The sequence below is a fragment of the Brevibacterium zhoupengii genome (assembly GCF_021117425.1).
Classification (GTDB): domain Bacteria; phylum Actinomycetota; class Actinomycetes; order Actinomycetales; family Brevibacteriaceae; genus Brevibacterium; species Brevibacterium zhoupengii.
Genome location: NZ_CP088298.1, coordinates 1,963,351 through 1,987,183 on the forward strand (window position 1 = coordinate 1,963,351; position 23,833 = coordinate 1,987,183).

Here is a 23,833-nt window from a genome sequence, read left to right on the forward strand (position 1 = left end):
GGTATTCAGCGACCCCTGTTGTTTCGTTCATTTAGTTCACAAGAATGGGGTTACTTTTTTGGTAGTCGCAGTACGTCCCCCGTAACCTTATCGTGACCAAGGTCATCAAGTTGTGATGTTGCAACCTCCTGATAAGAGAAACGGAAACATATGCAGAAGAAACTCGTGCAGAGTTCGCTGGCACTGGCCGCCGCCGCGGCGCTGGGATTGAGCGGTGCATTTGTCGCCAGCCCAGCGGCTGCCGACAAGCCAGACTTGAATGTTGAGACCGATACCGCACTGCAGACCGCGGTGCACAAGAACCTCGCGGATAAGAACGGCGAGTTGGCCTCCGAAGTCGGTCGCTTCGGCGTCCAGGGTGACACCCTGGTGCTGGGAGTGTCGGAAAAGACGGACAAAGTCAAGGAGCTCGCGTCGAAATACGACAACGTCGAGGTCATCGTAGATCCGAAATTCGTTGAAGCTGAGCCACAGGACGCCAAAGACCTCGTTGGCGGCGCTGGCTATATGCTCAGTGTCCCCTCCGACGAGAATCTGGTCAGCGCTTGCTCGACCGGATTCGCTGGTTGGGATTCTTCCGGCAACCAGGTAGTGCTGACCGCTGGTCACTGCGCAGTAGATTCCACAACTGGTGCTGAGGACAAGATCCTCGACCTCGAGAAGCCATCCGCCGCCGAAGCAGCCGGGGGAGAGGGCTTCTTGCCGGCAGGTACGGGTTCCCCGGGTACATGGGGATTCCACCAGTACGGCTCTGACATCGTCGACAATGAAGTCGTTGACGAAGACAAAGCCATCGACTTCGCCGTCATTAAGGTTGCAGACGGTTTCACCACAAAGGCAGAGGTAACCGACTGGACTACTGCTAAGGATGACGACCTGTCGCTGAGCACGACGGAGATGGCGCAGGTTGGCACCGAAACGCCGGGTGCGACGATCCACAAATCGGGCCGTACGACTGGTGTCACCGAAGGCACGGTCCTGGACGACCCGGATGCGTTCGAGTATGCGAATATCGGGGGCCGCGCAGTTCACGGTTTCGAAGTCACCGACGGTGCAACGCGATTCTCTGACCATGGCGATTCGGGCGGCGCCGTCTATCAGGGTGACACCGCTGTCGGCGTCATCTCGGGTGGGCCAGAAGCCGGCGGTTGGTCGTGGGTTGCTGACCTCGACAACTCAATCGCAAAATCGGGCGAGACCTTCACTTTCGAAGACCCGAATGAGACGCCAGAAGCTCCTGAAGCTCCTGTTGCTGAGAGCCAGACCATTGAGTCCAATGGCTCTGTTGTCGGCAAAGCCGTTCCCAATGCCGACGTGAAGATCTCGTGGGCTGCAGCCGAGGGACAGGTCGCCAACCAGATGGCGCAGGCCGAGCCGCAGGGTGCACCGGAAGGTGAAGAGACGGTCACCGCCGATGCCGAGGGTAACTTCACCATTGAAGGCCCCGAAGCTGAAGGCAAGTACTCGTACTCTGCTACTGCAGTCGTCGACGGTCAGGAATCAGCGGCCACTGAGTTCGAAGTAACTGTTGAAGCAGCTGACGAAGCTGAAGCCGAAGCTACTGCAGAAGCCGACGCTGATGCTGGTGTAGAGGCTGACGCAGCTGCCGGAGGCGACGACGCTAACGCCGACTCCGCCGCCGATGGTGCCGAAGCTGACGCTGGTGCCGACGGAGCGGACGCTGGTGCAGACGGCGCCGAAGCCGATGCCGATGGCAACGACTCGGACGCCGGTGCAGGTGCCGATGCTAAGAACGCAGAGTCCAACGCTGACTCCGATGGATCGAAGGACGGCGAAGCTCCCGAAGAGCGCAAGCTCTCAATCGAGCCTAAGGAAGTTTCTGCTTCTGACTTCGTGAAGCAGGACAAGGGCGTGCAGATCCTGGCTGCAGGCTTCGAAGAGGGCGAAAAAGTCTCACTCGAGGTCGTTGCTGGTCCTGAAAACGTTGAGGGCATCACCCTTGATGAGACTGCCAATGCCGACGGTGTTGCCGCATTCTCGATCTACGGCACCAGCGCATCCGATCCGTCGGTCTACCTCGGCAAGTACAACGTTGAGGTCACCGGCGCCAATGACACCGAAGATGAGTCGGCCCTGACCGGATCATTCGAGGTCGTTGCTGACGAAGATGGCAACGGCGGCGGCGGAAACGACGACGGGGACAATGGTGACGGGGGAGACGGCGGATCTGATCTGCCTCGTACCGGTGCTGAACTGACCGGCCTCGCTGCCGGTGCGGGACTCCTCGTTGTCGGTGGAGCAGCGGTCGTTCTGACCATGCGTCGCAAGAAGAACAACTGAGAATGGCTCACACGATCAGCAAATGATCGCCTGACTGCTCAGCAGAGTGCCCCTGGTCTTCGGACCGGGGGCACTCTGCGTATTTATTCGGTCTTAGGGAAAGTCGTGCCAATGGACGTCAACCGAGACTCCCGATGCCCATTCTTCGCGCAGAATGGCATAGGCGACCGAGTCCTGAGTGCGATGGCCTTCTGCCGGCCACGCTCGGCGATAGTGAGCCTCTTTCGACCAGCCGGCACGAAGGAAGACAGATCGCATCGCGATATTGTCAGCACGAGTATGACCTTCGAATCGTTCGACGTCTTGGGTCTCGAACAGGTGGTCAGTGACAGCATTCAAGCACGCGACGCCGAGCCCTCGACCGCGAAACTCGGTGGCCAGACGCAGGTCGAGCATGGGTGTGTCATCGGTGAGATCCTCCAGCCGGACGCAGCCGATGACACCTAAATCGTCATCGTGAATCCAGAAGGAGTCGTTGTCATCGTTGCGGAAGGCGCCCGAGGCAATCATGTCAGCGACTTTGTCGACAGTCCAGGGCGCAGATTGAACATGAAACGGGAAGCCATTGCCGGTAAAGAATTCGATGAGTCCGGAACGATCGGCGCCATTGGGATCGAGACGTGACAGGGATATGCTCATGGTCACCAGGCTAACCGGCTGCGTCAGAACAGGGGAGTGATGACGTTGAGCCTCGAAGACGATCCATTCGACTACCGGATCACGAAATCAGGAATGCTCATCATCGCCAGGAACGGACGAACCGTGGTGGAGATCGGCGGCAAGAAAGCCGCCGCACTGATTCCCAAACTTGGAGTCAGCGAAGATTCTGACCAACAGCTGCTCGCCCGGGCAACCGGCAACTACCGCCGCGGCAATGAACGGCACGTCAACCGCCCGCACTGACCGGACGATTGTTCAGCACTTGGTAATGTGAGTCACATGGGCCCAACGAGTATGAACGAAACGCATGAGAGCGAATTCGCCTCCGCCATCGCCGTAGAACGCCAGACCGAGACGAGCTTCACTGCCGACATCGACGGGGACTGGAGTGTCGCCGGAGCGGTCAACGGGGGATACCTCCTCAGCGTTGCCGGACTGGCACTGCGGAACAACAGCGCGAAGGCACCCGACCCATTGGTGCTCTCGACCTACTACCTGGGCCCCAGCCAGGGCGGGAGAGCCGAGATCACCACGCGCCTGATCCGTGAGGGCCGGTCGAGTGCCACCTTCGCCATCGACCTATCCCAGAACACGGAACCGAAGATCACAGCCTTGGCGACGATGGGCAACCTCGCTGCCCTGCCCGACGATGTCGCGACCACAGCGATTCCACCTGAGCTGCCCGATCCGGATCAATGCATCAACGTCGCCGAGGCACCCGGAGACTTCATCGAGTCCGCGCCCTTGATGAAACGCTATGACATGAGACTTGACCCCGAGACTGCCGGCTTCGCAACCGGTCAACCCAGCGGCCGCGGGCTGTTGCAGGGTTGGATTCGCCTGGCGGACGGAACCGCACCAGACGCGCTGTCCCTGTTGGCATTCCTCGATGCCTTCCCGCCGGTGATGTTCGACCTCGGCCGTTTCAACTGGGCACCGACCATGGAACTGACCGCCCACCTGCGTGCTGAGCCGGCACCGGGCTGGATTCGAGCAAAGCTGTACACCCGCAACATCGCCGGCGGCATGTTCGAAGAAGACTGCGAACTCTGGGACTCCGCCGGCCGGTTGGTCGCACAGTCCCGACAGTTGGCCAGACAGCCACGAGACTGAGGAACACAGTATGTCGCAACGCCTGCCTCGTGTCAGATCCAACGTCTAGAGTGTGGTCCACGCAGACATCTTCACGAAAGGACCATCAGCCATGGCGTCTCTGTCCTCGCTGAGCATCACCTTCGACTGCAAAGACGTCGAAACCCAATCGCTGTTCTGGGCTGAACTTCTCCAGGTCGACCTCGACGAGGGCGCGAACGAATTCGTCGCCAGCATCGGCGGCGTCCACAACGGGGAATCCACGACGCCAGGCATGCTCTTCCTCAAGGTCGACGACCGCGATGAGGGCAAGAACCCCCTTCACATCGACCTCGACGATCCGCACTATCCTGCCGACGTCGAACGTGCCGTGGCACTAGGTGCAGAGAAGGTGGCGGGATTTGCCGAGTACGGAATCGAATGGACCACGTTGACCGACCCCGAAGGCAACGTCTTCGACATCGGTAGGAAAGTACCCACAGATGAGAATGAGGACCCCGAATGAGCCAGCCACCGGTCGAGCCCACAGAAGCCCCGAACGAACGACAGGGACTGGAAGAGTTCCTCGACTACTACCGAGAAGTGATGCGCAGAAAGGTCATCGGACTGGACTCAGCTGCACTCAACAAGACCGTGGGCGCCTCGAGCCTGACACTGGGCGGGATCATCAAACACCTGAGCCTAGTCGAGGAACAGTGGTTCGTCGAAGACATTCTGGGCCAGGAACTCTCTGAGCCATGGGCGAGCGTTGACTGGCAAGCAGATCGTGACTGGGACTTCGAGAGCGCATCCGCTGATGCGCCGGATTACCTTCTGACACTCCATGCCGAGGCCTGTGAGCAGTCGAGGCAGATCCTCGCGGGAATCGATGATCTCAACACCCTGGTGGCGCGGGAGCCGTCCTCCGGCGATCGATTCAACGTGCGCTGGGTCCTGATCCACATGTTCGAGGAATACGCTCGACACGTCGGCCATGCCGACCTGATCCGCGAGAGCATCGACGGATCCACCGGCGACTAGGAGGTCGAAGCGGTGACTTCGGCCCTATTTTTCGTATGAGAGAGTCGGAGTCTCGTAGGGTGAAGACACTATGACTAACCCCAGCACCGAGGTGGCCGCACACGTGGAATCCACCCGCTCCAAAGCTCTGATTCCCCTCGATCTGCTCCGCGGTTTCCTGATCGGGTCAGCCGAGCTCGTACCTGGAGTCTCAGGTGGGACGATCGCCCTCGTCACCGGGGTCTACGACCAGCTCATCGATTCCGCAGCTCACGTGGTCAAGGCCGCCAAAACTGTTGTCACCGGACCAGACCGATGGCATGGCGCGATTGCCGAACTGCGTCGAACCGATTGGTTCCTCGTCATCCCCGTTCTGCTGGGTATGGTCACAGCGGTCTTCAGCATCGCCGGGTTGATGGAGGGCTTCGTTACTGCCAACCCGGAACTGTCCCGCGGTCTGTTCTTCGGGCTCGTCGCGGCCAGTATTGCAGTACCGTTGCGCATGCTCCCGACCCGAACAGGTCAGCCGCTGCTGCTGGGAATACTCGTCTTCCTCGCTGCTGCTGCTCTTGCCTTCTGGATGACTGGGCTTGCCGGTGGCTCGGACGTTGAGAACCCACCGCTCATCGCAGTCTTCTTCGTCGCCTCCATCGCCATCTGCGCCCTGGTCGTTCCTGGAGTCTCCGGATCGTTCTTCCTCCTCGCCGTCGGCCTCTACGCCACAACTCTGCGAGCGGTGAACGACCGCGACCTCGTCTACATCGCTGTATTCGGACTCGGCGCAATTGTCGGTCTGGCACTCTTCGTCAATATTCTGCGCTATTTCCTGCACAACCACCGGTGGTGGACGTTGGTGGCGATGGCAGGGCTGATGCTCGGCTCCCTGCGTGCGCTGTGGCCCTGGCAGTCCACCACCGATACCGGTGGCCTTCTCGCGCCGGCCGATCCGGTGTGGATGCCGATAGCCCTCGCCGCCATCGGTGCGGCAGTGGTGGTTGTCCTCATCATCATCGAGTCCACCGTTGGGGCAAAGACCGGGAAGGGCAACCTCGGCGGGAAATAGCGTCAACACAGTTTGTGCAGATTTCGCTCAGGATTTGCTCAGAATCGCGGTGTTTCGGAATAGAGTGGGAGATCTGAATCACAACGACATCTGGAGACTCATGCGCTTGCGAACCCTGGCCTCGTCCACATTGGCACTGACACTCATCGTTGCGGGACCGGCAGCCGCCTCGGCGTCGGGACTGGGCAGCGGTCCTCCGGACGAGGAACAGGCAGCAGGCACGGGGGAGCTCACACTTTTGGCGACGACCGATGTCCACGGTCACGTCCTCAACTGGGACTACTTCGCCAACGCACCCTACCCAGCCGGGGAGGAGCTGGGCATGTCGCGTGCCTCCACCCTGATCAAGGGCGTGAAGGAGGCCAAGGGTGAGGACTCGGTACTTCTCGTCGACAACGGTGACACGATTCAAGGCACTCCACTGACCTACTACTACGCGCAACAGGAACGCATCACCGAAACCGGTGAGACACATCCGATGGCTAAGACCTTCAACAACGTCGGCTACGACGCGCAGGTCGTGGGCAACCATGAGTTCAACTACGGCCTCGACCTGCTCGCCAAATACAAGGAGCAGGTCGACTTCCCAGTCCTGGGCGCAAACGTCATCAATGACGACGATGGGCAGTCCCACCTTGACCCCTACACCATGGTGAAGAAGCGGGTCTCCGGTCAGGAGATCACCATCGGTGTGCTGGGAGTCACGACCCCCGGCAGTCGGATCTGGGACAAGAACAATCTCTCCGGCAAAGTTCATTTCGACGACCCGGTCGAGACCGCGAAGAAGTACGTCCCACAGATGAAAGAGGCCGGTGCAGACATCGTCGTCGTCCTCTCCCACTCGGGTAAGGATCCGGAAGGCCAGGCCTGGGATCCTACGGAACTGCAGGAGAACGTCAGCACCTCAGTCGCGAAGGTGCCGGGAGTCGACGTTCTCGTCGCCGGGCACACGCATCAGAATGAACCCACCCAGGTGGTCTCACGCGAAGACGGCACGAAGGCCCTCATCACTCAGCCCAACTACTGGGCACGGTCGGTCTCCGAGGTGGACCTGCCCATCGATCTCGAGGACATGGGCATCGACTGGGGCAGTGCCGAGCCCGAAGCCACACCGCTGGCAACACAGGGCGACGTCGCCGAGGACCCCGAGATCAAGGACCTCATCGACTCCCAGCACAAGAAGACGATCGACTACGTCAACACGAAGATCGGCTCCGTGACCGAGACCATGAGCGCCTCGACCTCGTACTACGAGGACACCGCAATCCTGGACTTCATCTCCAAAGTGCAATCTCAGACGGTGGAGTCGGCACTGGCCGGCACCGAATACGAGGACGTGCCGGTCATCTCCCAGGCATCACCATTCAGCCGAACTGCCGAATTCCCTGCAGGTGACATCACCATCCGCGACGTCGCCGGACTCTACGTCTTCGACAACACTCTCGGCGGGGTAGAGATCAACGGTTCACAGCTGCGTGACTACCTGGAGTTCTCCGCCCGCTACTTCAAACAGACAGAAGAAGGGGCCGACTTCGACCCAGACACCGGAACCAACGCCATCGACGAGAGTCTCGATCGGCCGATTCCTGACTACAACTACGACGCACTGTCGGGCATCGACTATGACATCAACGTGTCCAAACCAGTCGGTGAACGCATCGAGAATCTCACCGATAAGGGTGGCAAGACCATCGGTGATGACGACACGTTCATCCTCGCGATCAACAACTACCGTCAGTCCGGAGGCGGCGACTACCCAGTAGGGGACCTGAAAGAGGTCTACAACGAACAGGTCGAGGTTCGTCAGGCGCTCATCGACTGGGTGAAGGAAAACGAGGTGGTTGACCCCACCGACTTCTACGACGAGAACTGGCAGGTCGTCACGTCCACACAGGACCCAGGCGATGATGACGAGGCATCCGCCGATGACACCGCCGAAGCGAACGCCACGGCCGAAACCGACGCAGACGCGACTGCAGAGGGTGGAAGCGCTGACGCTGCCGATGGCACCGACAGTGCTGACGGTGACGACAGCGGCGCGAATGCCGACGTCGAAGCAGGTGCCAACGACAGTGCTGATTCCACAGCCGACGAGAATGCCACATCCGATACCGACGGCGGGACCACCTCGGCGAACGGATCCGATTCCGCTGGCGGATCTGACTCTGCCGACGGCAGTGGGGATGCCAATGCCGGTGGAGATCTGCCACGCACCGGTGTGGAACTTGGAAGCACGATCGGGATCGCGGCGGCCATCATCGCAGTGGGTGCTGGACTCATCTGGTTCGCACGCCGCCGTCGCATCTGAACAGCCGATTCTCATGTCGGTCACTTCACGTAGGGTGGGGGCTGACAGCAATGATCACGAATGAAAGTGAGAACCAAGCATGGCTACTACAGCATTCCAGGGCACACCGGTGAAGACTGTCGGCGATCTCCCAGAGAAGGGTGCACAGGCACCAGCGTTCAGCCTCGTGGGCAACGATCTTGGCGAGGTGAGCTCTGCGGACACTGCAGGCAAGCGTGTTGTCCTCAACATCTTCCCCAGCGTGGACACGGGAGTCTGTGCCGCCTCGGTGCGCAAGTTCAACGAACTTGCCGCGAGCCTGGAGAACACCACCGTCCTGTGCGTATCCAACGATCTGCCCTTTGCCCAGGCCCGCTTCTGCGGCACCGAAGGCATTGAGAACGTCGTCGCCGCCTCAGGCTTCCGCAGCGCCTTCGGCAAGGAATTCGGCGTGACCATGGTTGATGGACCGCTGGCCGGACTGCTGGCCCGCTCTGTCGTCGTCCTCGACGAAAAGGGTACCGTCATTCACAAGCAGCTCGTCGACGAAATCGGCACCGAACCGGATTACGACTCGGCGGTCGCGGTACTCGGCGCCTAAGAACGTCGAACCCGACCGCCGAGTCGGTGTGTCGGGAGCTACATGTCAAACACCTGCACGGGCAGCGCGTACTTCACGCCTGCCCGTGTTCCGGCTTCCGAGGTGATTCCGGGTATCATCTCCGACGGAACCGGGTGGTCGGGGAGCGCCTCCAGATAGACGGTATGAGCCTCAAGTGAGTGAACTGCCCGGTCGACGTGCTTATCGTCGAGGACCACAGCATGGGTGGACTCAGCGCCATTGACCAGCAGTTTGTCGGCCTTCCACGCGTCGAGGCCAGCTTCCTTGAGATCGGTGAATACCCAGGGGTTGTCGGCATCCCTGATCGCGTCGACGGTGGCAATGCCAGCGGCCCGATGGTCGACATGGTTGAGACCCCACGGCATGTTCAGTTCCCAGTTGGTGACCATGACAGCATCGGGTTTGAACTGGCGAATCTTCTTCGCGATCGCATGCCTGAGCTCGAGGTTCGGTTCGAGGAGGCCATCAGGGAAGTCGAGGATCTCAAGGTCTTCAACCCCAACGATCGAGCACGCCTGACGCTGCTCATCTGCGCGCAGCGGGGCGACCTCCTCAGGGTTCATGTCCCTGATTCCTGCTTCGCCACGGGTCAGCAGCAGGTAGGACACGGCCTTGCCTTGGTCTGTCCATTTCGCGACGGCCGCGGAGGCACCGTATTCCATGTCATCGGGGTGGGCGACGATGCACAGGAGCCGGGTCACATCATCGTCGTTGAAGATCGGGAGTTCAGTCATGCTCCCAGGCTAAGGCTCAGGCGGCGCTTGTGCCAGGGCAGTCGGCGGGACGTGTGGGTACTATGTGTATGGCATTGTCGACGCAATGTTGCTCCCTGAAATGAAAGCGGGCCCATGTATCGGAGTCTCCTCCTGGCATGCGTGGTAGTGCTGGGGCTGTTCCTCTCCGGATGCTCTGTACTGCGCATCAGCACCGCCGAGGGCGATTCGAAACCGGTCGCTGTTGGCATCGATGACGGCTCCGAAGCAGAGACGTCACAGGAATCCGAGACTCCTGCGATCCCGTCTGGCATGTCCCAGGTGACGCCTGATCTGGGCCCGGAGTGCCCGATCAAGGTGCAGTTGGCGATGGATAGGCGGTGGAACGATGATCTTGCCTACGACAGTTATCAGCTCTACAGCCGCGACAACGGTGCCATCATCACCGTCAACTGCTATGAGGCCGGCGACGACACGGCACAGTCCGTCGTCGCCTCGACGCAGAAACAGACCTTCGGTGAGTCCGGTTCGAGCATTTTGGAAGAGAAGACAGGGACGGTATCCGGCGGTGAATACTGGACCGTCCACGGGCTGCTCGCAGGGGAGGAGGTCCGAGCCATCGACAAAACCGACTCTGTACTCTTCGGGGCTGTTGCCGGGATCGCTGACAACGGTCGACTCTATAAGGTCAGCGTCGAAATGGTCACGATTGCCAGTGACGAAACCACTGCCGACCTCTTTGCGCAGATGTTGCCGACTGTGAGCTTCGCCGATCAGCTTCTCGAGACGCCGGCTTTCTCCTGAGCAGGTGCGCGCTGTGCTCGAGCGCGCCGTTTCAGCAGCTCTCGGGCAGCGATCCGACCGGCGCGGGTAGCACCGACGGTTGAGCTGGCAGAACCATAGCCGACGAGGAAGATCCGTTGGTCGTCTTTGACCGCGACCTCTGTCTCCATGGAGATTCCACCGTCGGGTGTGCGCAGACGCAGCGGTGCCAGATGGTTGAGTGCGGCGCGAAAACCAGTGTTCCAGAAAATGACGTCGACCTCTTCGACACGTTCCTGTTCGAAGGGCTGCCAGGATTCGGGCAGAGCCAGGTGGTCGCTTGCTGAGGGGCCAAGTCCCTCCGAAGTGGACTGTTCTTCGGCAGCCTGGCCCGGAAAATGGACGCCGTGAGGAAGAATCGCGTCGATCATTCCACGTGAGACGAGCACACCGGATTCGACTCCGTCGAGAAAGTCCTGGCGAACAGGAAGTCCCGTGGTGCGGACGACGCTGGCTGGGGCAAGGCCAGCCAATGTGCGAGACCGTACGGCTCGTTCAACCTCGAGGCCCCAATTGCCGTCAAACTCCCGTGATGTGAAGTTCGGGGGCCTACGGGTGGCCCACAATGTCTCGGTGACCTTCGCCAGTTCGAGCAGGAACTGTGTGGCAGAGATGCCACCACCGATCACCAACGTTCTCAGTCCTCGGAAGTCTTCCACGTCTCGAAAGTTCGCGGTGTGGAGTTGGCGGCCCTCGAACTCAGCGATGCCTGGGACGAAAGGTACATACGGGTGAGTCCAAGTTCCGGTCGAATTGATCAGGTACCGGGTGGAGAGATGAACACGTTCACCGTCGATGTCTGCCGTGATCTCCAGAGGTCCCGAATCAGGGGTGGGGGATTTAACCGTGACCACCTCGGCAGGGCGGACGACGCAGAGTTCGAGTTCGCGTTCGAAGCGGGAATAGTAGTCCGAGACCACCGTTGAGGCGGGGACTGAGGGATCTGGCGAGCCGAGTGGAAACCCTGGCAGATCCGCCACATGGTTCGTTGAACCAAGCGTGAGGGAATCCCATCTCTCGCGCCACGCACCGCCAGGCCCAGCACCGGCGTCGAGGACGATGAAGTCCTTGCCCGGTACCAGCCCGTCACGCCACAGGTAATGGGCCGCTGAGAGACCGGCCTGACCTGCGCCGATAATGACAATCGGCCAATGGGACTCGACGAGCAACTCCGAAATGCGGCACACCATGAGGCCATTGTTTCAGGTTCCTGCCGTCTTTGCCTTGGAGGATGGCGGAGCTGTGTCCGATCCTCGTGAATGGCGGTGAAGCCGTCCGCCTCCGGTGTGGATTGAAGGCCCGAGCTGAGGGTGAAGATCAGTTGCAGTCTGGACCTTGTGGGTTCATGTAGCAGTCCTCATCGACGAGATAGCGGTGGTAGCGGTAGACATCAATGGAAATCTCGTTGCTTGCTACGTGTGCGAAACCGTCGATGGGCAGCCAAGGCCCACCGTCTACGGAGAATTCGCCGCTGAACGTCGCGGTCATGCCGACAGTCTTCGCTCCTGTCTTCTGATAGTCGTGGCCGATCTGCGGTTCGTCGCCGGGTCGTGGTTTCGATCCGGTCTTCGTCGTCGTCCCGCCGGTGTCGTCGCCGAAGTCCCAGTAGAACTTCTCAGGAGTGACCTTGACCGTGACTGCGTAAGTCAGCAATGTCATATCGATATAGCTGGTGTCCGCATCCGTCCAGAACGCAGCCGGTTTGCCGATGACGGCCCAATCTTTGGGCCAGGCATGAATCGTCGGAGCTGGTATGTCGAAGGTCTGGAACTGAGACTCAGGAATGCGGGTGGGTGGTTCTGGCCTGACGGGTGCACTCCCACCGCCCCCTCCGGGACCGGGACCTGGGCCCGGGAGGTCCGCACAGATATGTCCGACTTCTTCGAGAATACAGTCGGGCATTTCGGCCCCGCCGCCTCCGCCGGAACCGCCGCCGGAACCGCCGCCGGAGCCTCCGCCTCCTCCGCCTCCTCCGGGTCCTGGGGGAGGCGGCGGGGCAGGCGGCTCGATGACACTACAATCTCGTCCGGCCATTGACCCGCAGCCAGGACCTGAAGCGATAGCTGGAAGCTGCACGACCATCGACATGACCACTACGGTGCATAAGATGAAGAAGTGCGCAGTGATTAGTCGTCTTCGCACTCTTTGCTCCGCAGGTATTGATTAGAGACCTTCCAGCTACCGTCTTCATTCGTGACTACGTGTTGCATCGTGATCCCCTTGGGTTTTCCTGAAGGTAGAGAATCACCTTGATCAACAACTTTCCACTCCGAGTCCCGGGTGCAGAAGAGAATACTTACAGAATTGTCGTTAGATGCGTTGTTCTGCAAATCTACAGATTCAATTGTTACGTCATAGGCCTTGTATTTGCCTGCCATGTATTGCTTTTCCGAACGCATCGAATCAGCTTCGGATTTGAGCGATTTCAGAGACTCTTCGCGAGCGAACCTGCCGGGGTTAGAAACGTCTGTACCACCAGACGAGAACACACGATTGATGGTGGCGATGTAACCATCAAACGCGACTAATGCCCCCTCTACGGCTTCCGTCTCCTCTGAACTCAGATTCAGGTCGGTTTCGTAGGCGGGGATTGTGGGTTGCGGGTCAGCGGCCGGTGACGCCGTTGAGGAGTCTTTGGCAGGCAGCGTTGAGGTCGGCGCGGCTACGGGGGAATGGTCTTCGCATCCTGACAGCAATAGGGGCACTGAGAGTGCAGCGGTCAAAGTCAGAGCTGTTGCAGCTCGAACGCGGACGCGTCTGCCAAGTCCGGTCTTCATTCCACGCCTCTGTGGTCGATAACTCCGGCGCCGATGTATCAATCGCGCCCGGAATCTCTACATTATGCGAGAACTGTGACTTTGAGAACAGGCGAAGTTGAATCTGTGGATAACCTGCCCGTCAGTGGAAGGGTCTACTTCTTGGCTGCTTTCGCGGCTGCCTTCTGCTGTTTCTTGAATGCCCGGACTTCCAACAAGGTGTCCTCATCGACCACGTCGGCGATGGAGCGACGGCTGTCTTCCGTCCCGTAGTCGCCAGCAGCCTCGCGCCATCCATCGGCGTTGAAATCGAACTGTTTGCCGAGGAGGGCGAGGAAGATCTTCGCCTTCTGCTCTCCGAATCCCGGCAGTTTCTTCAGGCGTTTGAGGACTTCCGGTCCTGTCGGATCGCCCGAGGTCCAAATCGCAGCTGTGTCGCCGTCATATTCGTCAACGATCTCTGTTGCGAGCTTCTGCACTCGTGTGGCCATCGACTTCGGGAATCGGTGGACTGCTGGTTTGATCGAGAACTTTTCCAGGAACTCGTCGGGATCCATCTCAGCAACGTCCACGACATCCAGCCTGCCCAGACGCTCAGCGAGCTTCGCCGGACCAGCGAAAGCTACTTCCATCGGCACCTGCTGGTCAAGCAGCATGCCCATCAACAGTGCAAACGGGTCATCAGCGAGAAGGGCGTCGGCATCGGCATTGCCGGAAAGGAATACTGAACTCATGCGTCCATAGTGGCACGTAACCCGTCAGCAAGCACCTCAGAGATACCATCGAAATATGATCTGTCCCTGCTCCGGAATGCCGCCCGGCACCGATTACGACAACTGCTGCCGCCCCGCCCTGGACGGACAGACATGGCCGACAACCGCCGAGGCGCTCATGCGCTCTCGTTACACCGCATTCGCCCGCGGACATGAAGACCACCTCTTTCGCACCTGGCACGCCAGGACGCGGCCCAACGACATCGGCGTGGATGCTGACACCGTGTGGCTGGGCCTGGAGATCGTGGACACAACAGGCGGATCGGAAACTGATGAAACAGGAACGGTGCATTTTCGGGCAACCTACCGGGACCGCCTCGGCGAGCACACACTGGAAGAGAACTCATCATTCGTCCGCAGGACGGGTAGGTGGGTATATCTAGACGCCCTCGACTGAGCGGGCTTCGCACGCACTGAACTGTGTCTATACTGTTGGCAGCGGCGCATCCAACGCCCAGCCACGGTCGTGATCCCAGCTCACCGATCAATTGGCGAAGGGGAGAGAATCCTCGGACCAACCTGTCACGGTGATCTCCTGACCAGGTTTCGTGCTGGGGGAGACTTGGTCGTTGAGGAACGAACGCCATGACCAAGCACAACGACTTCAAACTGCTCGTCCGCCACCGTATGGCCGTGACCGGGGAGAACTTCACCTCCGCCCGTGCAGCGCTGTTGGAAGCCCAGAGCCCCAACAGTGCAGTAGCGACCGAAAATGAAGCAGAGGCGTTCAGGGCTAAAACGCTGAGAACATTCATGCGTGAGGGCCGACTGAACTCGATTCCCACGAAGCGCAAGGCGCTCGTCGTGATCCTCATCCAGCTCCTGGCAGCCTTCGAGGTCGGCAGAATTTACAGCGAGAAGGACGTCAACTCGATCCTCAGGACCTTCCACCCGGACTTTGCACGCCTGCGGCGAGAACTCATCGACTACCGGTACTTGGAGCGCAATGCTCACACCGGCCAGTACTGGGTGAACTCAGTACTGCCCGAGCACCGCGGCAACCAACTCCAGGAGACAGCCGTCTCCGAGACGTTTCTGCGCTGAATCGGCAACCGAGTATCCTTGAAGTTCGGGTCAACACCGGGCAAACACAAGGAGCATCCATGGGCCAGGCATACCACGCCGATTCGACCGATCTCAACGACAAAGAGATCCTCACGTGGGACACATTCGGCACGTCGGCCAGGGAGATGGCACAGACCATCGCCGACTCCGACTACGACCCCGAGGTCGTCATCGCGATCGCCCGTGGCGGCCTGCTGCCAGCCGGGGCACTGGCCTACGCGCTCGGCCTCAAACTCTCCGATGCCATCAACGTCGAGTTCTACACCGATGTTCATGAGACGTTGCCCGACCCGATTCTCTTGGCCCCGATGCTCGACATCGATGCCATCAAGGGCAAGAAGCTGCTCGTCGTCGACGACGTCGCCGATTCAGGCCGCACGCTCGCTCTCGTCCTCGAACTGCTCAAAAAGCATGGCGCCGAAGCTCAGTCCGCAGTCATCTATGCGAAGTCGGCATCCATCATCGACCCGGACTTCGTGTGGAAGCGCACCGATCAGTGGATCGTCTTCCCATGGTCGGCCGAGCCACCGGTCGTCGCTTCCAAATAGGAAGCAGACGGTGTTGCATGCGTGGCGAGATATCGACGCCCCGTGCGGACGGGTCAGGGCCAACGTCGACGGCGATGTGATCCGCGCTCGGGGCATTCGCTATGCCCGCGCGCAACGGTTCGCCCATCCCGTCGATGAGCCGCCCGTCGACGCTATCGACGGCAGAGATCCCGGCCCCGGAAGTCCGCAGTACCGACGTGATCCGAATGCGGGAATGACCTTCGATCAACTCGGCGGGCTTCCCACCAGCGAAGACTGCCTGCGAGTGAGTGTGACCATGCCCGCAGACACGGATGGAACTGACTCCGGGTTGCCCGTGCTCGTGTGGATCCACGGCGGTGCCTATGTCGCCGGCGCCGGAGATGCGAAGATCTACGATCCGCACACCCTCGTCGAAGAACAGAACATCATCGTCGTCTCAGTCACCTACCGCCTCGGCGTCCTGGGGTTCTTGGGCACGGGCAAGCCCGAACATTCCAATCTCGGTCTGCTCGACCAGATCTCGGCCCTGCGCTGGGTCCAGCGCAACGTTTCCGCCTTCGGGGGAGACCCCAGCAATGTCACGATCGCCGGACAGAGCGCCGGTGCCGACTCCTGCGCACACCTCATGATCGCCGAGGCGACCGAGGGTCTCTTCCACCGTGTGATCTTGGCATCAGCACCACTGGGGCTCGCCGGTGGTACCGAACCGATGAACTGGGCCATGGCGAAGGTCGCCGAGAAGATCGACCCCGACGCCAGCGTCGACGACATCTTGGCGGCGCAGGACGAAGTGCATAGGGCTGCCATGGTCGGCGGGCTGCACGCCGGCATGTGCTTCGGCGTCCACTACGGCGACTACCCGCTGCCAGCGAAGTCCGAGACAGGAGCAGCATGGTCAGAGGCTGCACGCAAGTACGACGTGCTCATGACTCGCACGGAACGCGAGATCGCCTTCTTCGCCGGTTTCGTCCCCGCCTTCCGACGCCTCCACAACCGGCATCTGACCTCTCCGATGCTCGAATCGCTGATCTCGGGCATCACCTCGGCGGTGTACACGCGTGCGGCCAAGGAATTCTACGACCGCCACCGCATGTCGGGAGGCCAAGGCACGCGCCTCCTCATCGTCTCCCGCGGAGACGGCAGCTTCTTCGATGCCGCGCATTCGGGAGACCTTCCGCTGCTTTTCCCCGGCGAGGTATGGCACGACAGCTTCCTCGACTACGGTGAGTCGGCGCAGATCGCCGGCCCAGAGCTGCGCAGCATCTGGGGGCGCTTCGCAACCTCCGGTGCCTTGCCACGGGTTCCCGTGCCCGGGCTCATCGACATTCTGGGCTGAATCCAGACCGAAACGGGGTCGGCGAAGAGACCGAGACCTGACGCTTGCAGCCATCCCAGGTCAGTGCCGTGGACTATCGTGAACTCATGGACTCACACCAAGTCTCAGCGGCCCGACTGATCGCCCAAGGACTCGCCGGTTCATCGCGCCCGACAACAACCACGACACTGTCGGTCGTCAGTCATCTCGGCTGCGTCCAGGCACAGGCTCTGGGCGGTGCACTGGTATCGATCGCTCTGCGCACAGGCACCTCGGTCACAGCCGTCCGTGAGGCCATGAACGCCGGAGACATCGTCAGGACGTGGACGCAGCGGGGCACAATCCATCTGGTCGCAGCCGAGGACCTCGGATGGGTGCTTAAACTGACGGGACAACGCACACTCAAGGCTGTGGCAAAGCGGCGCGAGGTCTTCGGCGTCACTGACGCGATGGTCGACTCCGCCGCGCGACTTGCCGAAGAGGCGATCCGTGCTCGCGGGCCCTTGACCCGTCAGGAACTGCTCGAGGCCTTCGAACCTCTGCAGGCGGGCCGCGAATACGGGCACGAGCGCTACCTCATCACCACCCTGGCTCTGCGCAACATCATCGCCCAAGGGCCGATGGTTGAGGACAAGGACGACATGAAGTACGTTCTCACCGCGGACTGGATCCCGAACCCCGTCGATCTCGACGCCGAGGCTGCCCTACACGAATGGATGCGACGCTACGTACTGAGCCATGGGCCGGTCACAGTCGACGACGCCGCACGCTGGACGGGACTGCCCAAGACCCCGGTGCGACAAGCCCTTGCCGCTGCCGTCTCCGAGGCAGAAATCGTCAAGGTAAGCATCGATGACCAAGACCATTACCAGTCACCCGATCTGGCCGATCATGTGCACGAGAGCCGCGAGCAGGCGAACGAGCTCCTGCTGCTGCCCGGCTTCGATGAGATCATCCTCGGCTATAAGGACCGCAGCGCCACTCTCGACCCGGCACACGAGAAGCTCGTAGTGCCCGGTGGCAACGGCATGTTCAAGAACACTCTCATTCACGACACCCGAGCGCGGGCAACATGGAAGCGTTCACCGCGCAAGACCGGGCCTCGCCTGATCATCGAGCCCTTCGATGACGAGGCCGTCGACATCGCCCGCGCCGAGGTGGTTGCCGCCTCCCATCCTGCCTTCGTCTGAGGCAGTGATGAAGATCGGAATCATCGTCAATCCCAAGCACGGGCACACCACGCGTGTTTACGGCGAGCTCGTCGAGATCATCAGACGAAGCGACAATAGGTACCGGAGTGCCACAACGACGAAGCAGTGGCCGGGAGCTGAGCAGACCTCACAGCTGCTTGACTGGGGAGCGGATCTCATCGTCGTCCTCGGCGGCGATGGCACGCTGCGCATGAGTGCTCCTGTGCTGGCAGCGGCGAATGTTCCTGTCCTCATCTTTCCGACCGGAACCGCAAACGTCCTGTCCAGGCACATTGGGATCAGGTCGACACGGCAGGCGTTGCTGCTGGTCGAGAAGTATGTGGACTCACCGGTCGCGTCGCGCTGCGAGGTGCCGGTCAACGTCGCAGACTGTTTCACCGAGGCTGGCCTACGACGTGAGCATTTTGTGTCGCTGGCCGGGATCGGGGGAGACGCGCGGGCAGTCTCCGGGCGTACACGTCTCCCAGCAGGTCTCGGGTGGGGGATCCTCGGATATGCCTATGGTGCCGGGCGGGCACTCTTCGCCCCACTGATCAGTGCACGACTGACGACGAGGCAGATCTCCGGTGGGCTGCCAGCCAGCGGATCGGAGTCGGACTCACAGCCGGAAGCTCTGCCGCTCGAGAGGGTAATCGAGAGTCCAGTGTGGTCGGTTATGGCCTCGAAGACGGCGCGACCGGCAGGTCCGATCACGGTCTTCGAGCACGCGAGGCCCACCGCAGTGCAATTCGAGTTTCTCGCAGTCGAGCTGAGCTCGACGACACCGGGCGACCGTCTCGGCGAATGGGCACGGATCGGCTGGGACTGCGTGAACCGGCGTCCGGCAGCTCACTCAGCGATGCACTACTGGCAGGGGACCGAAGCCAGCATCACCCTTGATGACCCGGCTCCGGTCCAAATCGACGGCGACCCCATCGGGGACTGCCGTCGATTGGACCTGCGAGCCGGAACAAGTTCACTGAAGGTCCTCACACCGAACTAGCGTCGACGACGTGAGGTTCCGAAGATTCCGCGTGTGATCTCCCGGACTGCGGTGCGGGTGAACTGCTTGAACGCAGAGGACTTCACGACCTTGGAGAACATGCTGTCCTCCTCCTTCTGACTCGCCCCCGAACCCGATCGAGACCCCGATCCGGACCGGGATCCCTGCGCCGAGTCCTCAGGGAAGGCCACCTTGTTTCCGGCCGCCTGCTCTTCGTCGTGGGCCTCGGAACCGGACTCCAGGCGCTTCGTGAGAATCTCTCGCGCCGACTCATTGTCGATGGCGGTCCCGTACTTCTCATGCTGCGGGGACGCCGCGACGGCGGATTTGATCTCGTCCTCGGACATCGGGCCCATCTGTGACTCGGGTGCGCGCATTCTCGTGGGAGCCACGGGTGTGGGTGCACCTTCGGGGTCCATCACTGTCACGACTGCCTCGCCGATGCCCAGCGTGGTCAGCAGCGATTCGAGGTCGTAGTCGGACTTCGGGAATGTCTGCACTGTCGATTTCAGCGCTTTGGCATCGTTGGGAGTATGTGCCCGCAACTGGTGCTGAATGCGCGAACCGAGTTGGGCGAGCACATCTTCGGGGACGTCCTTCGGTGTCTGCGTGACGAAGAAGACGCCGACGCCCTTGGACCGGATGAGGCGCACGGTCTGTGTCACCGACTGCAGGAACGCCTTCGAGGCATCGGCGAAGAGGAGATGCGCCTCGTCGAAGAAGAACACGAGTGAGGGCTTATCGGCATCGCCGACCTCCGGCAGATCCTGGAACAGGTCGGCCAGCAGCCACATCAGGAACGTGGAGAACAGGGCCGGTGACTGATTGAGCTTCTGCAGCTCGAGGACCGAGATGATGCCGGCCCCGTTGTCGTCGAGGCGCAGCAGGTCCGCGGTGTCGAACTCGGGTTCGCCGAAGAAGATATCGCCGCCCTGTGCGGAGAGTTCGGAGATCTTGCGCAGGATGACGCCGACGGTGGCCTTGGACGCCCCACCGATGTCGTCGAGATCGTCCTTGCCTTCATCCGAGGTGAGGAAGTTGAGCACGGCCCGCAGGTCGGAGAGATCGAGAAGCGCGAGACCGGCAGTGTCGGCGTAGTGGAAGACCAGCGAGAGCACGGATTCCTGCGTGTCGTTGAGTTCGAGGACCTTTGACAGCAGGATCGGTCCGAAGGAGGTGACTGTGGCCCGCAGCGGAGTCCCCAGTCCCGAATCTCCCAAGGTGTAGAACTCGGTGGGGTTGGCCGAGGCGTTCCACTCCTGACCGGAGGCCTCGAGCCGCTTGCTCAGCTTGTCGGAAGGCTTGCCCGCAGCACCGATGCCCGAGAGGTCGCCCTTGATGTCGGAGGCGAAGACCGGGACACCGGCGCGGGAGAGCTGTTCGGCCAGAACCTGCAGGGTCACCGTCTTACCGGTGCCCGTCGCCCCGGCAACCAGACCGTGCCGATTGAGCATCGACAGCGGGATCGAGATCGGTGTGTCCTTGTCGGGTTCATCCTCGTTCAGCGCCACCCCCAATTGCAGTGTCGGAGCATCGAAGGTGTATCCGGACTTGAGTTTCTGCAACGTCTCGTTTGTCATGGTTCAATCTTTACACGGTCACGCCGAGGCTGTGCAGGAATTCTTTGTGGATCCTGGTATCGGCACCGAGCTCCGGGTGGAAGCTGCCGCCCCAGATATTGCCCTGCCGCACCAGCACTGGTGAACCGTCGTGCTCCGCGAGCACCTCGACACTGTCCCCGTGTTCAATGATCTGCGGAGCTCGGATGAAGGTGGCTTCGAAGTCGTCGGCGAATCCGTTCACATGCACGGGGGCGCTGAAGGACTCACGTTGCCTGCCGTAGGCGTTGCGGGCCACGGTGACATCAAGCCCGCCGAGGCGGTCGAAGCCGTCCAGCGAATCATCCGTGAGCCGGTCGGCGAGGAGAATGAGTCCCGCACACGTGCCGAAGACCGGCAGGCCGGCCTGGATCTTGTCACTGAGTATGGGGAAGATTCCGGTTCCGGCGGCAATCCGGACCATGGCCGATGACTCGCCGCCGGGCACGATGAGCAAATCGATGGATTCGAGGTGCTCGGGCCTCGTGACCTTGCAGGAGCTGACCCCCAGGGAGTCGAGCACACCGAGGTGCTCGCGAAAGGCTCCCTGGAGGCTGAGGACGCCGACTCTCACCAGCCGCGTTCTGCCAGGCGGTGGGGTGCGGCGACGTCGGTGACATTGATGCCGACCATCGCATCGCCGAGCCCACGTGAGGCCTTCGCAACGGCGATGGGATCGTCGAAGTGAGTGGTCGCCTCGACGATGGCCTTGGCGCGAGCCTCAGGGTTGCCGGACTTGAAGATGCCGGATCCGACGAAGACGCCGTCAGCGCCGAGCTGCATCATCATGGCCGCGTCGGCGGGAGTAGCGATGCCGCCGGCAACGAAGGTCACGACGGGCAGACGTCCGAGGCCAGCGACCTGCTTGACCAGCTGGTACGGGGCTGCAATCTCCTTCGCAGCAACATAGAGCTCGTCTTCGTTCTTGGCTCCCAGCGCCCTGATCTCGGAGTTGATGGTCCGCAGATGACGCATCGCCTCGGAGACGTCGCCGGTGCCGGCCTCACCCTTCGAACGGATCATCGACGCGCCTTCTGTGATACGACGCAGCGCCTCGCCGAGGTTGGTCGCACCACAGACGAAGGGAACCTTGAAGACGGACTTGTCGATGTGGTTGACGTAGTCGGCAGGGGAGAGGACCTCCGATTCGTCGATGTAGTCCACGCCGAGGGTTTCGAGGATCTGAGCCTCGACGAAATGTCCGATCCGGGCCTTGGCCATGACGGGAATCGACACGGCGGCGGTGATGCCGTCGATGAGGTCGGGATCGCTCATCCGGGCCACCCCGCCTTGAGCGCGGATGTCGGCGGGGACGCGTTCGAGCGCCATGACCGCCGAAGCGCCGGCGGCCTCCGCGATGCGGGCCTGCTCCTCGTTGACGACGTCCATGATGACGCCGCCCTTGAGCATCTGTGCCAAGCCGGTGTTGAGCAGGGTCTGTGTCTGAGTCATTGCGGTGCTTTCCGTTCGGGGTGGGCCTGCTGGAGGCGAATTGATCGGTGAGAACGGCCGTTCCCCACAAGACTAGAACGAGGGGTGGCCTAATAGGAGTGCCAGAAAGTATGAAAAGTTTTAGGCCAGTATGATCGGGTCATGTCTCAAACTCAGTCGACGCACCGCGGAGCCGCCCCAGCGGACATGGTCCTGCCTCGGGCTGACGGGATCGCACTGCCGATCGCGATCGATCGTGAGTCGTCGACTCCGCTGCCGGATCAGCTGGTGGCCGAGATCAGACGACTCATCGCTGCAGGGGCGGTACGTCCGGGGGAGCCGGTGCCCGCGAGCAGACGCCTGGCCGCCTATCTGCATGTCTCCCGGGGGACGGTGGAGACCGCCTACGCCCAACTCGTCGTCGAAGGATTCCTCATCACGGCAGAGCGCTCGGCCACACGCGTGAATCCGGAGCTGCCGAGCACTCCGCGCACACCCGGCCCGCAGACCCGACCGCCCCAGGCGCCTCGACGCCGGGTACGCAGCTTCGTCGACCTGCGTCCCGGTTTCGGCGGTGACAACCCGTTGCAGGAGCCGGCCTTCAGGAGAGCGTGGCGAGATTCCCTCGACCTCGACCCCGGCCCGATCGACCCGCTGGGACAACCGCAGACCAGGTGGGCCATCGCTGATCACCTGCGGCTGACCCGGGGGATGAGTGTCGACCCCGATGACATCATCCTCACCAGCGGATCCAGAGACGGGCTGCGTCTGCTGCTCACGACGGGCATCGACGGCGCCATCGGTGTCGAGAACCCGGGGTTTCCGGGCCTGCGACAGGCAATGACCGATCGAGAACTCATCCCCATCGACACTGCACACCTGTCCGGGGCCACCTCCGACCACCTCGGCGCGGTCGTCGTGACTCCCAACCATCAGTTCCCGCACGGGACCACCATGCCCATCGACCAGCGGGTCAGACTCCTGGAATGGGCGCAGGCCGCCAGCGTCATCGTCATCGAAGACGACTACGACAGTGAGGCCCGCTACGCCCGCACCGTGGTCCCGACTCTCTACGACCTCGCGGTATCGACCGATGCCCCGGCCCAGGTGGTCCACATCGGCACGTTTTCGACCCTGTTGACCTCGGCCGTGTCCACCGGGTACATCATCGCCCACGGGGAGCTGGGCACACGTCTGGCCGCGATGCGCACCGCCTTGGGTCCGGCGTTCTCCCCGGTCATGCAGTCCGCAATCGCGTCCTATCTCACCTCGGGAGGACTGCGTCGCAGAATCTCCCGGGGTCGGCGCAGAATCAGAGCCGCCGAGGCGGTCCTGGCCCACGTCGGGGAGATTCCCGGGCTCGTCCACGAAGGTCGCACCCTCGTCATCGAGACGAGTGCGCACACGGCAGCACGGCTGCGCACCGACCTGGCCGAACGCGGGATTCTCGTGGCCTCGTTGGCGGCCGGGTGGAGTGCCGACAGCGATGTCCGGCACGGAATCGTCATCGCCCACTCCAACGTCGAAGCGACCATGCTGCGACAGGCGTTGGAGACGGTTCAGTCACTGCTCGGCGAGGCCGACCACCGGTGACGATTGCGCAGGGTCGGTTG

Annotated in this window: 25 protein-coding genes; 16 read left to right on the forward strand and 9 right to left on the reverse strand. The window is 61.4% G+C overall.

Translation table 11 applies throughout. From position 1 onward, the window contains the following. The first annotated feature begins 150 nt into the window (after window positions 1-150). Window positions 151-2,301 (forward strand): LPXTG cell wall anchor domain-containing protein, encoded by a 2,151-nt coding sequence (locus LQ788_RS08915; protein WP_231446895.1) that lies wholly within the window; start codon window positions 151-153, stop codon window positions 2,299-2,301. Between the two features lie 93 nt (window positions 2,302-2,394). Here the strand turns inward: LQ788_RS08915 and LQ788_RS08920 are convergent, their stop codons facing one another. Continuing rightward, complete coding sequence (locus LQ788_RS08920; protein WP_231446897.1) at window positions 2,395-2,940, reverse strand: GNAT family N-acetyltransferase; 546 nt, start codon at window positions 2,938-2,940, stop codon at window positions 2,395-2,397. A 39-nt stretch (window positions 2,941-2,979) separates the two neighbouring features. Between LQ788_RS08920 and LQ788_RS08925 the strand changes: the two genes are divergently transcribed. From LQ788_RS08925 to tpx, 7 genes are all read left to right on the forward strand, one after another. After that, a complete protein-coding gene (locus LQ788_RS08925; RefSeq protein WP_231446899.1) occupies window positions 2,980-3,204 on the forward strand; it encodes a hypothetical protein in 225 nt (74 codons plus the stop codon). A gap of 36 nt (window positions 3,205-3,240) precedes the next feature. Beyond that, window positions 3,241-4,074: a thioesterase family protein gene (locus LQ788_RS08930; protein WP_231446901.1), complete on the forward strand. Its 834-nt coding sequence runs from the start codon at window positions 3,241-3,243 to the stop codon at window positions 4,072-4,074. Between the two features lie 91 nt (window positions 4,075-4,165). Further along, window positions 4,166-4,558, forward strand: coding sequence for a VOC family protein (locus LQ788_RS08935; protein ID WP_231446903.1), 393 nt, complete (start codon window positions 4,166-4,168; stop codon window positions 4,556-4,558). Next, complete coding sequence (locus LQ788_RS08940; protein ID WP_231446906.1) at window positions 4,555-5,073, forward strand: DinB family protein; 519 nt, start codon at window positions 4,555-4,557, stop codon at window positions 5,071-5,073. Before LQ788_RS08935 ends, LQ788_RS08940 begins: the two co-directional genes overlap by 4 nt. Window positions 5,074-5,143: 70 nt before the next feature. Beyond that, on the forward strand, window positions 5,144-6,115 hold the full coding sequence (locus LQ788_RS08945; protein WP_231446908.1) for a DUF368 domain-containing protein: 972 nt from the start codon (window positions 5,144-5,146) through the stop codon (window positions 6,113-6,115). Window positions 6,116-6,215: 100 nt separating this feature from the next. After that, entirely contained in the window at window positions 6,216-8,423 is a 2,208-nt protein-coding gene (locus LQ788_RS08950) for a bifunctional metallophosphatase/5'-nucleotidase (RefSeq protein ID WP_231446911.1), read from the forward strand. Window positions 8,424-8,502: 79 nt separating this feature from the next. Beyond that, window positions 8,503-9,003, forward strand: a complete 501-nt coding sequence (gene tpx, locus LQ788_RS08955) for a thiol peroxidase (RefSeq protein ID WP_231446913.1) — start codon at window positions 8,503-8,505, stop codon at window positions 9,001-9,003. Between the two features lie 38 nt (window positions 9,004-9,041). Here tpx and LQ788_RS08960 read toward each other — a convergent pair whose 3' ends face one another. Further along, a complete protein-coding gene (locus tag LQ788_RS08960) occupies window positions 9,042-9,758 on the reverse strand; it encodes a PIG-L deacetylase family protein (protein WP_231446915.1) in 717 nt (238 codons plus the stop codon). Window positions 9,759-9,872: 114 nt separating this feature from the next. Here LQ788_RS08960 and LQ788_RS08965 point away from each other — a divergent pair, with 114 nt between their 5' ends. Continuing rightward, window positions 9,873-10,541, forward strand: a complete 669-nt coding sequence (locus LQ788_RS08965) for a hypothetical protein (protein ID WP_231446917.1) — start codon at window positions 9,873-9,875, stop codon at window positions 10,539-10,541. Here the strand turns inward: LQ788_RS08965 and LQ788_RS08970 are convergent. The 4 genes from LQ788_RS08970 to LQ788_RS08990 form a co-directional block, all read right to left on the reverse strand. Continuing rightward, complete coding sequence (locus LQ788_RS08970; RefSeq protein ID WP_231446919.1) at window positions 10,511-11,749, reverse strand: NAD(P)-binding domain-containing protein; 1,239 nt, start codon at window positions 11,747-11,749, stop codon at window positions 10,511-10,513. The genes LQ788_RS08965 and LQ788_RS08970 overlap by 31 nt on opposite strands. A gap of 127 nt (window positions 11,750-11,876) precedes the next feature. After that, window positions 11,877-12,647 (reverse strand): hypothetical protein, encoded by a 771-nt coding sequence (locus tag LQ788_RS19850; RefSeq protein ID WP_262908344.1) that lies wholly within the window; start codon window positions 12,645-12,647, stop codon window positions 11,877-11,879. 38 nt (window positions 12,648-12,685) lie between these two features. Continuing rightward, entirely contained in the window at window positions 12,686-13,336 is a 651-nt protein-coding gene (locus LQ788_RS08985; RefSeq protein WP_231446923.1) for a hypothetical protein, read from the reverse strand. Between the two features lie 134 nt (window positions 13,337-13,470). Then, window positions 13,471-14,049 (reverse strand): HhH-GPD-type base excision DNA repair protein, encoded by a 579-nt coding sequence (locus LQ788_RS08990; protein WP_231446925.1) that lies wholly within the window; start codon window positions 14,047-14,049, stop codon window positions 13,471-13,473. Window positions 14,050-14,104: 55 nt separating this feature from the next. Between LQ788_RS08990 and LQ788_RS08995 the strand changes: the two genes are divergently transcribed. The 6 genes from LQ788_RS08995 to LQ788_RS09020 all read left to right on the forward strand — a co-directional run bounded on the left by LQ788_RS08995 (window position 14,105) and on the right by LQ788_RS09020 (window position 19,191). After that, complete coding sequence (locus LQ788_RS08995) at window positions 14,105-14,485, forward strand: YchJ family protein (RefSeq protein ID WP_231446927.1); 381 nt, start codon at window positions 14,105-14,107, stop codon at window positions 14,483-14,485. 188 nt (window positions 14,486-14,673) lie between these two features. Beyond that, window positions 14,674-15,132 (forward strand): DUF2087 domain-containing protein, encoded by a 459-nt coding sequence (locus tag LQ788_RS09000; protein WP_231446928.1) that lies wholly within the window; start codon window positions 14,674-14,676, stop codon window positions 15,130-15,132. Between the two features lie 59 nt (window positions 15,133-15,191). After that, window positions 15,192-15,701, forward strand: a complete 510-nt coding sequence (locus LQ788_RS09005; RefSeq protein ID WP_231446930.1) for a phosphoribosyltransferase — start codon at window positions 15,192-15,194, stop codon at window positions 15,699-15,701. A gap of 10 nt (window positions 15,702-15,711) precedes the next feature. Then, window positions 15,712-17,019: a carboxylesterase family protein gene (locus LQ788_RS09010; protein WP_231446933.1), complete on the forward strand. Its 1,308-nt coding sequence runs from the start codon at window positions 15,712-15,714 to the stop codon at window positions 17,017-17,019. A gap of 86 nt (window positions 17,020-17,105) precedes the next feature. Then, entirely contained in the window at window positions 17,106-18,188 is a 1,083-nt protein-coding gene (locus tag LQ788_RS09015; protein WP_231446936.1) for a winged helix DNA-binding domain-containing protein, read from the forward strand. Between the two features lie 7 nt (window positions 18,189-18,195). Further along, entirely contained in the window at window positions 18,196-19,191 is a 996-nt protein-coding gene (locus tag LQ788_RS09020) for a diacylglycerol/lipid kinase family protein (protein ID WP_231447381.1), read from the forward strand. On the opposite strand, the gene LQ788_RS09025 is transcribed toward LQ788_RS09020, so the two are convergent. From LQ788_RS09025 to pdxS, 3 genes are read right to left on the reverse strand one after another with little or no spacing between them, the layout of a single operon-like run. Next, window positions 19,188-20,771 carry a helicase HerA-like domain-containing protein gene (locus LQ788_RS09025; protein ID WP_231446937.1) on the reverse strand — a complete coding sequence of 528 codons (1,584 nt, stop codon included), beginning with the start codon at window positions 20,769-20,771 and terminating at the stop codon, window positions 19,188-19,190. The genes LQ788_RS09020 and LQ788_RS09025 overlap by 4 nt on opposite strands. 10 nt (window positions 20,772-20,781) lie before the next feature. Next, window positions 20,782-21,363 (reverse strand): pyridoxal 5'-phosphate synthase glutaminase subunit PdxT, encoded by a 582-nt coding sequence (pdxT, locus tag LQ788_RS09030; protein WP_231446938.1) that lies wholly within the window; start codon window positions 21,361-21,363, stop codon window positions 20,782-20,784. Further along, window positions 21,360-22,241, reverse strand: coding sequence for a pyridoxal 5'-phosphate synthase lyase subunit PdxS (gene pdxS / locus LQ788_RS09035; protein WP_231446940.1), 882 nt, complete (start codon window positions 22,239-22,241; stop codon window positions 21,360-21,362). Before pdxS ends, pdxT begins: the two co-directional genes overlap by 4 nt. A 141-nt stretch (window positions 22,242-22,382) precedes the next feature. On the opposite strand from pdxS, the gene pdxR reads away from it, so the two are divergent. Next, on the forward strand, window positions 22,383-23,813 hold the full coding sequence (gene pdxR / locus LQ788_RS09040; RefSeq protein WP_231446942.1) for a MocR-like pyridoxine biosynthesis transcription factor PdxR: 1,431 nt from the start codon (window positions 22,383-22,385) through the stop codon (window positions 23,811-23,813). Window positions 23,814-23,833: the final 20 nt, after the last annotated feature.

Excerpts from the sequence above, each read along its gene's own strand:
- LQ788_RS08915 (WP_231446895.1), top strand. The coding sequence starts at position 151 with ATGCAGAAGAAACTCGTGCAGAGTTCGCTGGCACTGGCCGCCGCCGCG.
- LQ788_RS08920 (WP_231446897.1), bottom strand. The coding sequence starts at position 2,940 with ATGAGCATATCCCTGTCACGTCTCGATCCCAATGGCGCCGATCGTTCC.
- LQ788_RS08925 (WP_231446899.1), top strand. The coding sequence starts at position 2,980 with ATGACGTTGAGCCTCGAAGACGATCCATTCGACTACCGGATCACGAAA.
- LQ788_RS08930 (WP_231446901.1), top strand. The coding sequence starts at position 3,241 with ATGGGCCCAACGAGTATGAACGAAACGCATGAGAGCGAATTCGCCTCC.
- LQ788_RS08935 (WP_231446903.1), top strand. The coding sequence starts at position 4,166 with ATGGCGTCTCTGTCCTCGCTGAGCATCACCTTCGACTGCAAAGACGTC.
- LQ788_RS08940 (WP_231446906.1), top strand. The coding sequence starts at position 4,555 with ATGAGCCAGCCACCGGTCGAGCCCACAGAAGCCCCGAACGAACGACAG.
- LQ788_RS08945 (WP_231446908.1), top strand. The coding sequence starts at position 5,144 with ATGACTAACCCCAGCACCGAGGTGGCCGCACACGTGGAATCCACCCGC.
- LQ788_RS08950 (WP_231446911.1), top strand. The coding sequence starts at position 6,216 with ATGCGCTTGCGAACCCTGGCCTCGTCCACATTGGCACTGACACTCATC.
- tpx (WP_231446913.1), top strand. The coding sequence starts at position 8,503 with ATGGCTACTACAGCATTCCAGGGCACACCGGTGAAGACTGTCGGCGAT.
- LQ788_RS08960 (WP_231446915.1), bottom strand. The coding sequence starts at position 9,758 with ATGACTGAACTCCCGATCTTCAACGACGATGATGTGACCCGGCTCCTG.
- LQ788_RS08965 (WP_231446917.1), top strand. The coding sequence starts at position 9,873 with ATGTATCGGAGTCTCCTCCTGGCATGCGTGGTAGTGCTGGGGCTGTTC.
- LQ788_RS08970 (WP_231446919.1), bottom strand. The coding sequence starts at position 11,749 with ATGGTGTGCCGCATTTCGGAGTTGCTCGTCGAGTCCCATTGGCCGATT.
- LQ788_RS19850 (WP_262908344.1), bottom strand. The coding sequence starts at position 12,647 with ATGTCGATGGTCGTGCAGCTTCCAGCTATCGCTTCAGGTCCTGGCTGC.
- LQ788_RS08985 (WP_231446923.1), bottom strand. The coding sequence starts at position 13,336 with ATGAAGACCGGACTTGGCAGACGCGTCCGCGTTCGAGCTGCAACAGCT.
- LQ788_RS08990 (WP_231446925.1), bottom strand. The coding sequence starts at position 14,049 with ATGAGTTCAGTATTCCTTTCCGGCAATGCCGATGCCGACGCCCTTCTC.
- LQ788_RS08995 (WP_231446927.1), top strand. The coding sequence starts at position 14,105 with ATGATCTGTCCCTGCTCCGGAATGCCGCCCGGCACCGATTACGACAAC.
- LQ788_RS09000 (WP_231446928.1), top strand. The coding sequence starts at position 14,674 with ATGACCAAGCACAACGACTTCAAACTGCTCGTCCGCCACCGTATGGCC.
- LQ788_RS09005 (WP_231446930.1), top strand. The coding sequence starts at position 15,192 with ATGGGCCAGGCATACCACGCCGATTCGACCGATCTCAACGACAAAGAG.
- LQ788_RS09015 (WP_231446936.1), top strand. The coding sequence starts at position 17,106 with ATGGACTCACACCAAGTCTCAGCGGCCCGACTGATCGCCCAAGGACTC.
- LQ788_RS09020 (WP_231447381.1), top strand. The coding sequence starts at position 18,196 with ATGAAGATCGGAATCATCGTCAATCCCAAGCACGGGCACACCACGCGT.
- LQ788_RS09025 (WP_231446937.1), bottom strand. The coding sequence starts at position 20,771 with ATGACAAACGAGACGTTGCAGAAACTCAAGTCCGGATACACCTTCGAT.
- pdxS (WP_231446940.1), bottom strand. The coding sequence starts at position 22,241 with ATGACTCAGACACAGACCCTGCTCAACACCGGCTTGGCACAGATGCTC.
- pdxR (WP_231446942.1), top strand. The coding sequence starts at position 22,383 with ATGTCTCAAACTCAGTCGACGCACCGCGGAGCCGCCCCAGCGGACATG.